Below are 13,826 nucleotides of genomic sequence, written 5' to 3'. Positions count from 1 at the left end.
GAACGAAAATATGAAAGCCTGGTGGGTATTATTCGGAGGATTATTATTTCTTGGTGGACTATCCTCTTGTCAGCAAGACGACGCTACGGTGGTATATGAAGAAGGAACGAATGCCTATGTGAATCAATGGATGTACGAACAGATGAAACGCTATTATCTGTGGAATGGAAATTTACCGATAGCAACCGATTTGTCGGTATTTCCAAAAGATTATTTGGAACAATTGCGCCATTCGAACGATCCTTTTTCCTATACCATACACCCATCGTTACCGGAAACATTATCCAAAACCCTTCGGGGGAAATTTGGTTTCGATATTGCTTTTATAAACCATCAGGGACAGGTATACGGCGTGGTACTCTACGTCCTTACTGGTTCTCCGGCACAAAATCACGGTTTATCCCGTGGTGATTTGATCACAACATTTAACGGAGTGGCTGTCACCAGCAGTAATTATAATACCGTATATCGGGAGTTGGTGCAGTCCGAAACAGCTATAGTCGACCGGGTTCGATACGATCCGCAATCCGGTTTTTCAAACCCGGTACATAAAGAAATCGGATCCGGTTATACTTTCGGACAACCGCTTTTAAAACGAATAATAGCATTGGAAAACAAACGGGTCGGATACCTGATGATACCCCATTTTGATACCGGAATGGCCGGAACTTTTTTACAGGCTTTTCAGGAGTTTAAAAGTCAGTCGGTCACCGAAATGATTGTCGATCTCCGTTATAATGGCGGTGGTGATATAGCCTCGGCTGCGGCACTTAGTGTTTTACTGGCGCCACAAATCGAACCGGGGAATTTGTTTATCCGATACCGCGGCAATGCCAATGGCGGAACCGTATCGCAATCGTTTGCGGAAGCTTTGGCCATGAATGAATCGCAGGTGGATTTTACAACACTGCGCGCTGCACATCCGGAATTGCAACGGATATATATATTGTGCGGAAACCGAACGGCATCGGCTTCCGAAATTATAATCAACAATCTAAAGCCCTATATGGAAGTGATTACGATTGGCGAAAAAACCGTAGGAAAAGATGTAGCCGGATTTCCAATTCAGGATAACCGGAATCCGAATAAACCGGGATGGATTTTGTATCCGTCGATTTATAAATTGTTTAATGCAAACGATCAGGGCAATTATAGCAGCGGAATTCAGCCCGTAATCGAGGCAAACGAGTTGGAAGGACTTGCCGTGTTACCATTGGGCGATTCGGAGGAACTGCTGCTGCAAAAAACACTACAACACATTTTAGGACACGGAAATAAAACAACATCGCCGAAAACGATTTCTCTACCGCTATCGCATATCGATACGGAGGGAATTCCTTTAGTACCATTGGCATTTTAGCCGGCGATGCTTATATCATAACAGTATTTTAGTTTTAATCATATGCGGGGAATCAACACCAAGGAACATCAGGTTATCGTCGAAGCGTTTAAAAAATTTGAACAACTGGCTCGTATTTCGACCCATACGGTATCGGTTGAAGATGATCATAAAACCCGTCAGGGTGTGGAAGAGTTACAAATGCTCCATCTAAAATTCCGGAATCTGATAACGGAATTGGACAATTGTACCAAGCGGTACGAAGAAAAACGCAAGGCAGTTCAAAGTGTGATGTATAAAAGCATCCGGAAAATGAATACCGAGCTAAAACGAAAACATCAATACCGCTAAAATCGTATCAATACAATCTTTTTCATAAATTACCACAGGAATAATTAGTTAGTTTTTGGAGCCGGTCTGTAACAGGATCGGCTTTTTTTATGGCTTGCGACCAAATTGTATTGCGTAGGTAAAGACTAATATGGAGTTTGTAAGGACAAGTATACTGAAAAATAGTAAAGTCTTCTCAATTGTAATAACTTCTATAATTATTAATGGTTTTATATTCAGTTAAATTATGGTAAAAAAAGTAGTTTGGTTGTTTTGTTTTTACTTCTTTCTTTCAAGTATAGCATTGCAGGCACAAAGTAAATTTAAGGCAGGATTCGATATGGGATATACTTATAGTAACCTCAATGCCAACCTGTCTAATTTAGTGGAATCGAAATATAGTGGAAGCTATGGTTTTGGTGCTAGTCTTACGGGAGAATATGCGATACGGAAACCGGTTTTTCTGAAAACAGCAGTATCGTTCCTGCAAAAAAATTACACGTTCAGGCGAACAGGCAGCCGACTCGGATGGTATACAAAATATTATAATGATTTCCTTTCGATACCTTTTCTGGTAGGCGTTACGGTATTTAGCTCCGCTGATAAAAGCCAGGGTGTATGGCTTAAAATAGCCGGTGGTACTTACATCGAGTACCTGATGCGTTTGCAACGGAAAGGACAGTATATCGCGCTAACAGAAAATAGATATAAAAAAGTTTCGGAGACGTATGATTTTAAAAAAAATGAAAATATGCTAAATCGGCTTGGTTATGGTTTGCAAGGACAGTTAAGTCTGGGATATTCTTTTAAAAAGTGGACATTTTATGGTACCGGTAATTATCAGTATGGATTGTCCGATATCAGTATGGCTAATACGAATAAAAATATGCAAAAAACAATTCAATCTTATAGGATTGCCGCTGGAACTTCTTATCAATTTAATTAAAAATGGATTTATGTACGTAAAATTATATAAAAAAACAGCTTTTGTTTTAGGAGTACTACTAGCGATACTGATTTTTAACGCTTGTGAACTGGATGATAAATATCCGATTACCGCACCGGAACAGTATACTAGGAACGATGTTAAATCCTATGCAGATCTTTTTAAAGTATTCTGGATGGTTATGGATCAGCGTTACAGTTATTTTTATGAGCAAAAAAGAAAGGATGGCAAGGATTGGGACGCTATTTACAATGAATATTATCCGAAATTTTCAGCTTTAAAAACTTTTGGCAGAAGTACAGACGATAAAAATGAAATTGATACTGACAAAGTTAAAGCCTTACACTATTTTATCGACATTATAAACCCTATTATTGACAGGCATTTTTTTGTAAAGATAAAGATACCTTTAAATAGTTATCAGTATGGTATTTTTAGATTTCGGGGCGGAATGAAAGAACAACACGCAAATAGTTATATGTTTTCATCGAAGCTTGGATATATAAAAAATTATTTAGGAAATGATACCATATGTCAGAAATATACGGCGATACCGGGAGTGAAAAATAGTAACCGTTCGATCACCTACCTGATGGGAAGTGTAAAAAAAAATCCGGATATCTATTATTTGACCTATGATTCGTTTTCACTGTATTTAAGCGACCTGACAAAATTTCTGAGCTCTAAATTTTTAAACGATAACAATCAGAATGAATTGGGATTACGTACTCGTAACATTGAAAATAACCTTTTGCTGGAAAGAATCACAGATCTTACAGTTAGAGAAAATGTAAAAGTGCTTACCCGCGATATACAAAGTAAGTGGGAGGCTTTTACAATAGCTCCGGAGTTAAATGTTTTCAGGACTCAGTGCAGGCAGTTCAGGGCTACGGAAATCGTATCTGACGATTTGTTGGAGGCTGCACAATCCGCAGTAATAAAATATGATGAGCTGCCGGTTTATAATGAGGAGGAGACCTATGCCACTGTTCTGACTCCTGAAAGTAGGCTCTATATTGATTGGTTTATAAGTGAAATGGGGCAGTATATTGGAAATGAACGCAATATAAATGATTTTGAAAAAGCCGTTACGGCTGTTATTGAGCGGGCTCCTTTCTATCAGAATCTTCTGAATCCATTGCATAAAGGAACGATTAAAAAGCTGATTCTTGATTTAAGAAGTAATGGTGGTGGAGCTGTAAAAGATCTACAATTTTTTATAGAACGTTTGGTCACAAAAAGTACGATATGGTCTTATGAAAGAACAAAAGAAGGAAATGGACGATTTGACTATACTCCTTGGATTCCACAAAAAACAAAGCCTCATGAATTAGGAGGTATTCCTTCTAACATCCCTATAGCTATTTTGACGGATAATTATAGTGCCAGCATGTCGGAAATAACGGTGTTATTGCTGAAAAGTCAGGGGAATCATGTTGTTTCTATTGGAGATTATACGTATGGCGCAACAGCCGGTATTACCCCCAATCCCGCAGATTTTAATGGTGGAGTCGTCGGTATTATAGCCGATAGCTGGTTTTATTTTTATATGCCTTTTTCTGCTGTAAAAGATGTTAATGGTGAAATAATAGAAGGTATCGGGATAAAACCAGACATCTATGTAGCACCTCCCACCGATGCTGAAGTAACACAGATGGAAAATGCTCCGGATACTTTTGTCGATCGGGTAATGGAAGCGGCTGTAAACCACCTGTCTTCAAAATAAAAACAAGAGCTTATTTTTGAATTTTTATTATTTTCAGAATATTAATTATATATAACGGTTGCCGTAGCATTGGATCCGAATAGACTATTGTTGGATCCGAATGTCGAAAACAATCGGAAAGCGATTCCGTGAGAGCCTTGTAATAAAAAAGGATGGAAATTTTTTCCATCCTTTTTGTTTTTTGACTTAGTTGTTTTTCAGTGAAGCCATATCAATTACAAAACGGTAGCGTACGTCGCTTTTTAACATACGTTCATACGCTTCGTTGATGTCCTGCATTTTGATGATTTCAATGTCGGAAGTAATATTGTGTTTTCCGCAGAAATCCAGTAATTCCTGAGTTTCGGCTATACCGCCAATAACCGAACCGGCAACGGATTTTCGACCCAAAATCATTGGAACAGTGTTTAGCATCGGCTCCAGATTTCCAAGATAGCCAACCAATACGATAGTACCGCTAATGGTCAGGCTTGGAATATAATGGTTCACATCATGAACATAAGGAACGGTATCGATGATCAAATCAAATTTTCCTTTTACAGTATCCATTTGTGCGTCATCTGTTGAGATGATCACTTCATCTGCACCCAAAGCAAAAGCGTCTTTTTCTTTTTTAGGTGATCGCGAAAATAAAGTCACATGAGCACCTAATCCTTTGGCCAGTTTGATCGCCATATGTCCCAGTCCACCTAAACCAACTACGGCTACTTTACTGTCTTTGCCTACTTTCCAGTGGCGTAATGGTGACCAGGTGGTGATTCCGGCGCAAAGTAATGGCGCAGTGGCTGCAAGATCAAGATTTTCGGGTACTCTTAGTACAAAATGTTCGTCAACAACAACTTTTTCGGAATAACCGCCATAGGTCTGTAACCCTAGGTGTTTGTCCGGACTGTTATATGTTCCGGTAAATCCCGGAATACAGTATTGTTCCAGATCATTTTTACAATGTGCACATTCGCGACAGGAATCCACTAAACAGCCTACAGCTGCCAGATCGCCCACTTTGAATTTGGTTACGGCACTGCCTACTTTTGTGATTTTCCCTACGATTTCATGTCCCGGAACTGCCGGATAAACCGTACCGCCCCAGTCATTACGAGCCGTGTGTAAATCGGAATGGCAAACACCACAGTACAGAATGTCAATTTCCACATCATTAGGCGTAGCCTCTCTTCGCGGAATCGTTACTAATTCCAGGTCGGCTTCGATAGCATGGGTACCGTATGCCTTTACATTAAATTTTTCCATAGTGATTTTTAGTTTTATGTGATTTGTTTTTAGTTTGGTGATACGATTATGAACGTTGCAAAATTCCAATCTATTTTTAAACCGGGGCGTATATGAATTACAGAATTACCTACCAATATCACTGATTATAATAATGGAATGGTACATACAATAAAATTATGCAATAACTTTGATTCCCGAAATAAAATGATCATGGAAAATATCGTACGATTTGATACCGTAAGCGAATACAATGCCTATTATAATACTGATACACAGCATCCGTTGGTGAGTGTAATTGACCTTTCGAAGTCGGATAAAAAGATTACGATCCGGCTGAATTTTGATTTTTATACTATTTTTTTAAAAGATGTAAAGTGCGGAAACCTGCGCTATGGTTGTAATTATTACGATTATCAGGAGGGAACGCTTGTATTTCTGGCGCCGGGTCAGGTTATGGGAATCGAAAACAACGGAGAACTTTACCAGCCTCAGGGATATGCACTGGTTTTTCATCCGGATCTGATTCGCGGAACAGCATTGGGACGTCATATCGATGAGTATAGCTTTTTTTCGTACGATGTACACGAAGCGTTGCACTTGTCTGAAAGTGAACGAAAAATCATTATCGATTGTTTTCAAAAAATCAATCAGGAACTGGAACAACCGATCGACAAGCACAGTAAAAAACTGATCGTGAATACAATCGAATTGTTCCTGAATTATTGCGTACGTTTTTATGACCGACAATTTATTACCCGGGACACAGCCCATAAAGGGATATTGGAACGTTTTGAAACCGTACTTAACGACTATTTCCAATCGGAGAAACCGCAGACCTTAGGGTTGCCTTCTGTGGGATATTGCGCCGAGCAGTTGTTTTTATCGGCCAATTATTTTGGCGATCTGATCAAAAAAGAAACCGGTAAATCGGCTCAGGAATATATTCAGTCAAAAGTGATCAATACCGCTAAAGAGCGAATGTTCGACCGACATAAATCGGTGAGTGAAATTGCCTATGAATTGGGATTCAAATATCCGCAACATTTTAGCCGATCGTTTAAGCAGCATGTTGGACAATCGCCTAACGAATACCGGATTCAGAATAATTAAACCGTAAAAGCACTTTCTAATAGAATCGCTTTTGGAAACAGTATGTTGTTCTCCAGATGGATGTGTTTGTGCAGGTCATTTTCAAATTCCTGAAGCATCGCATACGTAACTTTATAGGTATTGCACGCATCAGTAGGTGGTGTATATTGATTGGTAAGTGTTGCGATTTTATCGAAACGTTCTCCTTCGGTATCGTGTTCGTGTCGCATCATGGCTACAGGGTTTGAAACCGGACCAAAATGAGGACGTTTTAGATCGGAACCTTCATTTTTAGCTTTTACCATTTGCCGGATAAAAGGGAAAAGTACCAGTTCTTCCTTTTTCATATGCATGGCTAATTCTCCGGCCGATTCGCTGAAAAGGGTGTTAATTTCAAGTAATTCCGGGTGTTTTTCGCCGTGTACTTTACAAAGTTTGTCCAGAAATTGAAGCAATACCGGTGTTTTTTCTTCCACATAATGATGGTGTGTATTTTCGATATAATCGATGAGTAAATCCAAAGGCCATTGTCCGTAATCGGAAATATAGGATTGCGAATTGTGCAAAAGGGTTTCCAACGCGTCGATCAGCTCTTTTTGAGAGATGTCTTTTTTAGCGCAAACCGTTTCCAGTGTCCGATCGCCTTTACAGCAAAAATCAATTTTGTATTTTGAGAACAAAGCCGCAGTTCTGAAATCACGGGCGACAATTTCTCCGATTGTGGTTTGGGTGTTAATTTTCATACGTTTAAAAATTATGATGTAGTGAGTGATGCTATTTCGGAAGTGCTATAACGGTGTTCCAATAGGATCATGCTAACCGTTAGCATATTCCTCAATTCAATATAAGCGGGGAAAGAATTCCTGTTGCGACCGTTAAATAGCGAATCGGCTTTTTGTTTTAGTTTTTCCAGCGTATTCCGAACGGTATTTATATCTGGTGCTTCAGTCGTAAAGAACGCAGTCATCGTTTTTTGCAATAACGCTTTTAAAGGCTTAATCGACGGTGATGCCGAATAGGTGCTAATTGGCTGTTGATTTAAAGTGATCAATGTTGAAAACCGGATGGAATCGATCGTTTTAAGTGCCGATTGTACGCCTTGATGCGCAAATACCAATGCCTCCAGTAGGGAGTTGGATGCGAGTCGGTTTTTTCCATGCAATCCCGTTCGGGCGCATTCACCAACAGCATACAGATTTTGTATCGAAGTCCGCGCATTTTTGTCCACTTGTATACCGCCACACTGGTAATGTGCCGCCGGAACAATTGGAATCGGTTCTTTGGCCGGATCAAATCCCGATTTCAGGCAATAATCGGTTATGGATGGAAAATGCTCATAAAAACGTTTGGCGTTAAGATGGCGACAATCGAGATAAACATATTTTTCGCCTGTTTTGTGTAGTTCCGTTCCGATTGCTTTCGAAATGATATCGCGCGTGGCCAGTTCGCCGCGGGTGTCGTATTTAAAAAGAAAACGCTCGTAATTATGATTAATGATATGCGCGCCAAAACCTCTTACCGCCTCCGACAGCAGGAAAAGCGGATTTTTGCCGGTTTCATATAAAGCGGTCGGATGAAACTGAATATACTGCATATCCTTTATAACGGCCCCCGAACGGAAAGCCATCGCCACGCCATCGCCGGTGGCAATTTCCGGATTAGTCGTGTTTTGAAAAAGCTGTCCGCATCCGCCGGTACAAAGTACAGTAATTCGGGATCGGATATGTTTTACCGTACTGCGGGTTTTATCATAATAGGTCATCCCGGTACAACTATTGTTTTCCGTTGTCAGATCAATACTAAAATAGTCTTCAAACAGTACAATATTGGGATACCGGCGTAGTTGACGTAATAGTTTTCGTTCCATTTCCAATCCGGACTGATCTTTATGATGTAGAATCCGGTGATGGGAATGCCCACCTTCCAATCCTAAATCCCATGCTCCCGAAGTAGTGGTGTCGAAATCGATGTCCAGACTTAGTAATTCCTGTAATCTTTCCGGAGCCTGTTCTACAACCATCCGAACAATTTCCTTATCACAACTACCACCTCCGGCTTGGAGCGTATCACGAATATGTTGCTCAAAACTGTCTTCTTCCGTATTGGTTACGACGGCAATTCCTCCCTGTGCATAGCGGGTATTGGTCGTGTCGGCCGATGCTTTTGTAAAAAGAGTAATGGAAAGATCGGGACGTTTTTTAGCCATTTTAATGGCAAAAAATAACCCTGAAATTCCGGAACCGGCTATAAGTATATCCGTTTTTTCCATATTATAGGTATTGAAATTAGGAGAGTGCGAGCATGCGATGAATTGGCTTTAGCGCTTCGGTTCGTAGTGTATCACTGATTTTTATTTCGGGATATTCGTTTTGAAGACATCGAAATAGTTTTTCAAGCGTATTCACTTTCATATAGGCACATTCACTACAGGAACAGCTGTTTTCCTGATATGATGGCGCGGCTATAATCGTTTTATCCGGTACATCCCTGGAAAGTTGATGGAGTATTCCGGCTTCGGTAGCCACGATAAAAACAGTTCCCGGATCTTCTTTGATAAAGTTAATGATCCCGGATGTGGATCCGATATAATGAGCGACTTTTAAAATAGGGTCTTCCGATTCCGGATGCGCTACAATTTTAGCACCGGGATATTGGTTGTACAGATCGATTAGCTTGTTTAACGAAAAAGCTTCGTGTACCACACACGATCCGTCCCATAAGACTAAATCCCGGTTGGTTTCCTGAATCAGATATTTGCCCAGATTTTTATCAGGTGCAAAAATAATTTTCCGATCCTCCGGAATCGAAGCGATGATTTTTTTAGCATTCGACGATGTACAAACAATATCACTCAGCGCCTTTATTCGAGCCGAACAATTGATATACGTCACAACGGTATGATCCGGATATTGGTCTTTTAATTTTTTAAAGTCGTCCGGATCGCAGCTGTCAGCAAGCGAACAACCGGCGTTAAAATCCGGCAGTAGCACTTTTTTATCCGGGTTTAGGATTTTTGCTGTTTCGGCCATAAAATGGACACCGGCAAATACGATAATATCGGCATCGGTTGTGGCGGCTTTTTTAGATAATTCAAGACTGTCGCCTACAAAATCGGCGATTTCCTGAATGGCTTTTTCCTGATAATAATGCGCCAGAATAACGGCGTTTTTTTCCTGTCGTAACCGGTTGATCTCGGCAATTAAGGTCGTTTCGTTCATGATATTTTTTCCGGGAGTTTAGATAATAGCCGGTTTATTCTACAACAAGTTTTCCTTTCATTAAAGCGGAATGACCCGGGAAGGAACATAAAAAATCATAGGTTCCCGGTTCGGAAATGGTAAATTCAATCGTGTCGGATTCACCTCCGCCCAGTAATCGGGTATGGGCGATTATACTTGCTTTTTCCGATTCCGGAATATAGTCGGTGGCTTTTTCCAAAGCGGCTTTTTGCGTAAATGCGGTGATATCGGTGCCCGGTTTAAGAATGATCAGATTGTGTCCCATAACGGCTTTATCCATCTTACCGGTATGTTTTAGTGTTAATTTTACAGTACCAACACCGGCTTTTAGCTCGTTTGTAGAATATTGCATCTGGTCGGTGGATTCAATTTCCAATGTGTTTTCAGAAGTGGAAACCGTTTCGTTTTGTTCGGTTGTCGGAGTGGTTTCGGGAACGGTTGTTTCGTTTCGATTTTTACAGGCTGTAGTCATTGTGATTATACTGACAAGAACCGAAAGACGGATAAACTTTTTCATAACGGAATTATTTTAATGGTTATTGCATGCGATTAACATACTTATAAAGAGCAAAATAAAACCGTATCCGAAATATAAAATATGATAAATGTTAGCTTTTATTGGGATAAATTATCGTATAACTAAAAATACATTTGTAGCGAATACAACCATAAAAAAAGCTGCCTTAAATTGCGGCAGCTTGCGTATCGATTGTTTGAAACCTGCATTCCGATTTAGACAGTATTATTGGCTAAGTACAATGATATAAAAGAAAAGGGTTGCAAAACCAATTATAAAGTAACCGCATGCTTTAATCCTATTGCTGGTTTTCTTGTTTTGATCAATATCGACTTTGGTTTGGACCTTAGCGTTGCGGTAGCCCAAAGATCTTAAACCATTGCGGTAACGAGCATCACTTTTATAAACATTCTGCCGCTCCATATAGTACATTAGTTTGTAATCTTTGGTATAGTTTATATAGCTTCGGTATAGTAGGATTCCCGAACCGACAAAGGGGATAAGGAAAGCAAGTACCGTCGCCCAAAACCATTTAATAACAATATATTCTTTGTCTTCTTTTAAGGCGTTAATGTCCGTTGGCGTTTGGTATTGTGTCTGATTTACCGATGCAACATATAAATTGTTTTGAGAATTACTGTAGTTACGTCCTGCTTGTCGCGCTGCAGCATACGCAAAACTTTTTGCTAAGTCTGTAAGGAATGCCATAATTAATTAAGTTTGATTGTACAAAATGTTATAATAGTAGGGCAAACTTAAGAGCTAAAGTGAGGATGGGATTACGGTTTTCCATAATCCATAAAAAAGACGTAAAAACCAGCATTATTGCGTTGTAAGAAACCTCGTAAGAAAGGTGAAAATTACCTATTTAGAATGGCTTTTAATTGTTGTATTTTTAAAAAATTGTGTTAAAATGTGATTTCATCGATTATTATGTGGTTTTTGTCTTAAATAGTATATGTTAAAATGTTTAATATGTTGTGATTTTATATATTTGATGCGCAAATTTAAACTCCCATGTCTAATTTATTTGAATCGATTATCAGGTTTTTTACAAGAAGCAGGAAAAAACAATTAAGTTTTGAAGGCGACTCAAATGTAAAAAGACACCATGGAAAGAAACTTTCCAAAAAGAAAAAACAAAACTGGTATTAAAAAAGGCCTCCCGACGGAGGCCTTTTTGTTTTTATCCGGTTATTGATTCGGATTACTGTTTAAATTGTTAATAATGGTGTAGGTAATTGGCTTTAATGTTTTTTCGGTTACCGGATGTAACCCGTGATAGGTAAACAATTCGTAAACACCATTCGACTTGGAATACCAGATGAGCGGTTTACCATAAAGATTAAAAAATGTCAATGTATCACTATAGGAAACTTTCCGGAAGTGTTCCAAAAGTTCTTCGTCCAGTTTAACACTGTAACCATTAATGTCCGGATCATTACAATCGATCTTCTCATAATGATCCTCCATCCATACCATACAGTTTTTCGGTGTGAAAACGGTTTTATTCAACCCCCAAACCAATACGACCATAACGATCAAGGCTCCCATAGTAAGGTACCATTTATTTGGTCCCTTGGGAGTAACTATAACAGGCGGATGTATAAAGGTCATAATGCCTGTTGCTATATCTTCGCCTTCGTTATTTTGATCGGAGCCACCTTCCGTATTTAGTGGTTTTGTTTCTTCAGGTTGTTCTTCGGTTTCTTTTAATTCTTCTTCTTCTTCTTCTTCTTTCTTTGTTTCCCGGGTATCGTTTCCTGGAGTACCGATAATAATAGTGTCTGGTCCATCGGTTAGATTAGACGGTTTTGAAACGGTATCGGATAAATTATCGATTTTATTTTGAAGATCGGATTTATGATCAGGTTTTTCACTTATTTTTTTTATCTCATCCTGTTGAGGATTTTGAAATAGCGTGTGAGGTCTTGGAGTAAAATCTACCAAAACTGCAATTAAATTGAGCGTTTTTCGACTCGTACTTTGTGTTTTATTTTTTAAAAAATCAGTAACGCTCCGAAAACTGTCTACAGGAAAGTCTTCTATAATTCTGAGCTGTTTTGTTTTGTCAAGTTTAGTGTCGTAGCCAAAGAAATCGGCAAATATCTTTTCATCACTTATGGACATGCCTGCTTTGAATAAAAGCTCACATAATTTTTTTAATGAACCACGTTGAGGATCATCTATAAAACTTGCATATCGACCTTGTTTTTCAGTTTCATATTTTGCCTTTACGGCTGCTGTGTAATCGTTATATGTTGGCATATCATCGGAAATTTAGGAAATACAACTGGATATATCGGAACTATCGGAAATGCCGGAAAGACCTATTTAGAACCTGACAAATAGCCCTTTAATTTGCCTCAGAATTAGTTCAGTCCCGATATGCATTCACGGACAAATGTACATGACTACTTCTAACCTGGTGATACGGAAAAACGTAATGTCGTTATCCGGGAAGTATAATACCCTTATGCTTTTTCTGTCTCACCAACACTTCCCAATACAAAAATCAATGGCGTAATCAAAGCTAGACTTCGGAACAAGGTTCCGAACAGCCACGCCCATGTCCAATTTTTTTAAAGCTAAAATTTATGAAAAATTTTTATATCGCAGCTTTTGCTGTACTGGGATTGTCGTTAGTATCGTGTTCAACAGAAAATAGTGCCGAAGAACTTTTCGCACCGTCCACAAAACAACAGGATGAACTGTTACAAAATCTGTATCAAAATGAGGACTATTATCTTGCCGCAAAACCCGGGGATACCATTCCACCGAATCAGGAAGGAGGAGGAGGAACCGGAGAAGATGGTACAATTCCTGTAAAGCCACCTAAAAAACCATAAAAAATGACAGCATAATCTTATTGTAATTTTATTAACTTCGGGGAATGATACTTAAAAAGTTTTATTCCCCGTTTTTTTTATTGCTTTTTGCGATTTTATTAGGTGCCTGTTCTAAAGATGCTGATAAAAATAGCAAAGCAACTACTGTGGTCGAACAGATCCAAAAGCATATCGAAAATAGTGCTACCGAAGCCGATAGTTCCGGAACCTATAGAATTGCAGAAATTGATAAAGCATTACAATTGGCAACAACTGCCAAAATCGATTCGTTACTGTTAAAATCCATTGCGGGAAAATCAGAAACGCTGTATTGGTATTTTCCGGATAAGGCTGAGGCCTTTACAACGGATTTTCTTGCATTTTCAAAACAAAAAAAAGATACTTTTTATATCGCCAAGGCTAAACGTGATTTAGGTAGGTATTATGCTGCGAAAGGAAAAGATACGCTTGCATTTGGCTTACTTAAAGATGCCACAACGTTATTGGACAACCGTGGAAAGGAAGATGAGGAAATGTATATACTGCTATTGATGTCGGATATCGTCGAACGATCGAATGATT

14 protein-coding genes are annotated in these 13,826 nt (G+C 39.1%); 7 read left to right on the top strand and 7 right to left on the bottom strand.

All coding sequences use genetic code 11. The features are described 5' to 3' along the window. The first annotated feature begins 10 nt into the window (after positions 1-10). The 4 genes from Q1R07_RS14845 (at position 11) to Q1R07_RS14830 (ending at position 4,341) form a co-directional block, all read left to right on the top strand. On the top strand, positions 11-1,360 hold the full coding sequence (locus Q1R07_RS14845) for a S41 family peptidase (RefSeq protein WP_300491755.1): 1,350 nt from the start codon (positions 11-13) through the stop codon (positions 1,358-1,360). Positions 1,361-1,402: 42 nt separating this feature from the next. Beyond that, positions 1,403-1,690 (top strand): hypothetical protein, encoded by a 288-nt coding sequence (locus tag Q1R07_RS14840; protein ID WP_300491753.1) that lies wholly within the window; start codon positions 1,403-1,405, stop codon positions 1,688-1,690. A 226-nt stretch (positions 1,691-1,916) separates the two neighbouring features. Next, positions 1,917-2,615 (top strand): outer membrane beta-barrel protein, encoded by a 699-nt coding sequence (locus Q1R07_RS14835; protein ID WP_300491751.1) that lies wholly within the window; start codon positions 1,917-1,919, stop codon positions 2,613-2,615. Between the two features lie 10 nt (positions 2,616-2,625). After that, a complete protein-coding gene (locus tag Q1R07_RS14830) occupies positions 2,626-4,341 on the top strand; it encodes a S41 family peptidase (RefSeq protein WP_300491749.1) in 1,716 nt (571 codons plus the stop codon). Between the two features lie 186 nt (positions 4,342-4,527). On the opposite strand, the gene Q1R07_RS14825 is transcribed toward Q1R07_RS14830, so the two are convergent. Further along, positions 4,528-5,589, bottom strand: coding sequence for an NAD(P)-dependent alcohol dehydrogenase (locus Q1R07_RS14825; RefSeq protein WP_300491747.1), 1,062 nt, complete (start codon positions 5,587-5,589; stop codon positions 4,528-4,530). Between the two features lie 192 nt (positions 5,590-5,781). Between Q1R07_RS14825 and Q1R07_RS14820 the strand changes: the two genes are divergently transcribed. Further along, entirely contained in the window at positions 5,782-6,681 is a 900-nt protein-coding gene (locus Q1R07_RS14820; protein WP_300491745.1) for a helix-turn-helix transcriptional regulator, read from the top strand. Here the strand turns inward: Q1R07_RS14820 and ric are convergent. From ric to Q1R07_RS14790, 6 genes are all read right to left on the bottom strand, one after another. Then, the gene (gene ric, locus Q1R07_RS14815) at positions 6,678-7,403 is read right to left on the bottom strand and encodes an iron-sulfur cluster repair di-iron protein (protein WP_300491743.1); all 726 of its coding nucleotides are present in this window, start codon (positions 7,401-7,403) and stop codon (positions 6,678-6,680) included. The two genes, Q1R07_RS14820 and ric, sit on opposite strands and share 4 nt — an antisense overlap. A gap of 11 nt (positions 7,404-7,414) precedes the next feature. Continuing rightward, a complete protein-coding gene (gene nadB / locus Q1R07_RS14810) occupies positions 7,415-8,929 on the bottom strand; it encodes an L-aspartate oxidase (RefSeq protein ID WP_300491741.1) in 1,515 nt (504 codons plus the stop codon). A 16-nt stretch (positions 8,930-8,945) separates the two neighbouring features. After that, on the bottom strand, positions 8,946-9,878 hold the full coding sequence (gene nadA / locus Q1R07_RS14805; RefSeq protein WP_300491739.1) for a quinolinate synthase NadA: 933 nt from the start codon (positions 9,876-9,878) through the stop codon (positions 8,946-8,948). Positions 9,879-9,912: 34 nt separating this feature from the next. Next, positions 9,913-10,416 (bottom strand): azurin, encoded by a 504-nt coding sequence (gene azu / locus Q1R07_RS14800; protein ID WP_300491737.1) that lies wholly within the window; start codon positions 10,414-10,416, stop codon positions 9,913-9,915. 225 nt (positions 10,417-10,641) lie between these two features. After that, a complete protein-coding gene (locus tag Q1R07_RS14795; RefSeq protein ID WP_300491735.1) occupies positions 10,642-11,124 on the bottom strand; it encodes a hypothetical protein in 483 nt (160 codons plus the stop codon). A gap of 486 nt (positions 11,125-11,610) precedes the next feature. Further along, a complete protein-coding gene (locus Q1R07_RS14790) occupies positions 11,611-12,684 on the bottom strand; it encodes a hypothetical protein (protein ID WP_300491733.1) in 1,074 nt (357 codons plus the stop codon). A gap of 329 nt (positions 12,685-13,013) precedes the next feature. Between Q1R07_RS14790 and Q1R07_RS14785 the strand changes: the two genes are divergently transcribed. Together Q1R07_RS14785 and Q1R07_RS14780 are read left to right on the top strand one after the other, a co-directional pair. After that, a complete protein-coding gene (locus tag Q1R07_RS14785) occupies positions 13,014-13,265 on the top strand; it encodes a hypothetical protein (protein ID WP_300491731.1) in 252 nt (83 codons plus the stop codon). 44 nt (positions 13,266-13,309) lie between these two features. Continuing rightward, positions 13,310-13,826: hypothetical protein (locus Q1R07_RS14780; protein WP_300491729.1), on the top strand; the 517-nt coding region annotated here is incomplete at its 3' end.

Source organism: Flavobacterium sp. (genome assembly GCF_030146175.1).
GTDB lineage: Bacteria > Bacteroidota > Bacteroidia > Flavobacteriales > Flavobacteriaceae > Flavobacterium.
The sequence above is the reverse complement of the archived record's forward strand: the minus strand, read 5'-3'. Positions and strand labels throughout refer to the sequence as shown.

Coding starts and splice junctions, on each gene's coding strand:
- Q1R07_RS14845 (WP_300491755.1), top strand. CDS start 11: ATGAAAGCCTGGTGGGTATTATTCGGAGGATTATTATTTCTTGGTGGA.
- nadB (WP_300491741.1), bottom strand. CDS start 8,929: ATGGAAAAAACGGATATACTTATAGCCGGTTCCGGAATTTCAGGGTTA.
- Q1R07_RS14790 (WP_300491733.1), bottom strand. CDS start 12,684: ATGCCAACATATAACGATTACACAGCAGCCGTAAAGGCAAAATATGAA.
- azu (WP_300491737.1), bottom strand. CDS start 10,416: ATGAAAAAGTTTATCCGTCTTTCGGTTCTTGTCAGTATAATCACAATG.
- Q1R07_RS14825 (WP_300491747.1), bottom strand. CDS start 5,589: ATGGAAAAATTTAATGTAAAGGCATACGGTACCCATGCTATCGAAGCC.
- Q1R07_RS14820 (WP_300491745.1), top strand. CDS start 5,782: ATGGAAAATATCGTACGATTTGATACCGTAAGCGAATACAATGCCTAT.
- Q1R07_RS14830 (WP_300491749.1), top strand. CDS start 2,626: ATGTACGTAAAATTATATAAAAAAACAGCTTTTGTTTTAGGAGTACTA.
- Q1R07_RS14835 (WP_300491751.1), top strand. CDS start 1,917: ATGGTAAAAAAAGTAGTTTGGTTGTTTTGTTTTTACTTCTTTCTTTCA.
- Q1R07_RS14795 (WP_300491735.1), bottom strand. CDS start 11,124: ATGGCATTCCTTACAGACTTAGCAAAAAGTTTTGCGTATGCTGCAGCG.
- Q1R07_RS14840 (WP_300491753.1), top strand. CDS start 1,403: ATGCGGGGAATCAACACCAAGGAACATCAGGTTATCGTCGAAGCGTTT.
- nadA (WP_300491739.1), bottom strand. CDS start 9,878: ATGAACGAAACGACCTTAATTGCCGAGATCAACCGGTTACGACAGGAA.
- ric (WP_300491743.1), bottom strand. CDS start 7,403: ATGAAAATTAACACCCAAACCACAATCGGAGAAATTGTCGCCCGTGAT.
- Q1R07_RS14785 (WP_300491731.1), top strand. CDS start 13,014: ATGAAAAATTTTTATATCGCAGCTTTTGCTGTACTGGGATTGTCGTTA.